The organism is Microcystis sp. LE18-22.4A (assembly GCF_027531105.1).
In the GTDB taxonomy this organism is placed as follows: Bacteria; Cyanobacteriota; Cyanobacteriia; order Cyanobacteriales; family Microcystaceae; genus Microcystis; species Microcystis aeruginosa.
In genome coordinates this window covers 1-1,179 of record NZ_JAPZRB010000343.1, presented here as the reverse complement: position 1 = coordinate 1,179, position 1,179 = coordinate 1, and the positions used below count along the sequence as shown (strand labels likewise).

The following is a 1,179-nucleotide window of genomic DNA, read 5'->3' as shown; positions in this document are numbered from 1 at the left end:
GAGTGGTCGGGGGGAAAATTCCGGGACTTTTTCCCTGAAAATTAGGTAATTTACCCGATGAAAATGGGTAAAACCCCACACCCCACACCCCACACCCTACACCCTGCCCCTAGGAAAAACTTTTTCAGCAGACCCTAGGTAATTGACCGCCTGAAAATGGGTAAAACCCCACACCCTACACCCTACACCCTACACCCTGCTTCTAGGAAAAACTTTTTCAGCAAACCCTAACTAATTTTCCATCTTCCTATCTTGCCTTGCAAAGGAAGAAGATTGAGCGGTTAGCTTCTAGCCTGAAGAAACTCTCTACTCGCGCTTAGAAATTAGTTGAAGGGAAACATCTGATCGGTTGATTGGGTTGGTTGGTGGCAAAATTTTGCCGGGGTTTTCAACCCAAATTTTCGATCAAGGTGAAGTATAATCTGACTGAGAATCGTCTCCTGTCTCTCCTATCCCCAAACCGAAAACATTATACCTCACCATTAAGATAACTGCTCTAAAAAAATAGCAAACTAAGAAAATTTCTCCTTTGCTACTTTTGCCGTGAACAACTATGTTAAAAAAAGTCAATTATCTGCGATCGCTATCCTGTTTCTTCGCTATAATCCTCTGGAGTAGTTCCCTAGGGATTAACCCTAGCCTCGCGGTCAATGATAATTGTCAACTGTCCGAATCGGAAATCAAACAACAAGAAAATCTGCGTCAAACTTCCCCCCAAGAATATGACATTTTATTGCAGAAATATGCTGCACAATTGCGCTTTTGCCGTTCCCGACACTGGTTACAAGAACAGGCAATCTGGTTACGTCTCTACTCCTGTGATACCCGTCCCGGATCGATAGAAAGTATCCTCGATCGCATCGTGGCCAAAGGTTATAATACAGTTTATCTGGAAGTTTTCGCCGATGGTCAAGTCTTATTACCTCCTAACAATAATCCCACCGTTTGGGATAGCGTGATTAAAAATCCCGGTGCGGGAAATGTGGATTTATTAGCACAGGCGATCGAACAGGGACATAAACGCGGTTTAAAGGTTTATGGGCTCTTCGTTACCCTTTATGCTAAATCAACAGACAAGATGCCAAGATAACATACTTCTAACCCAAAAATTCCGAAAGTTTCTAAAGCCATAGCCTCTCCGTTTTATTAGTTTAAGTTTATTGTTGATTCCCTCGACCA

General features: G+C 42.7%; 1 protein-coding gene and 1 pseudogene. One reads left to right on the top strand and one right to left on the bottom strand.

The window, feature by feature from the left end; genetic code table 11:
• Positions 1-553 precede the first annotated feature (553 nt).
• Positions 554-1,057, top strand: a pseudogene (locus O9295_RS15180) (family 10 glycosylhydrolase); the annotation flags it as partial.
• Between the two features lie 9 nt (positions 1,058-1,066).
• Here O9295_RS15180 and O9295_RS15175 read toward each other — a convergent pair.
• On the bottom strand, positions 1,067-1,179 hold a 113-nt coding region (locus tag O9295_RS15175), incomplete at its 5' end, for a transposase (protein ID WP_071784045.1).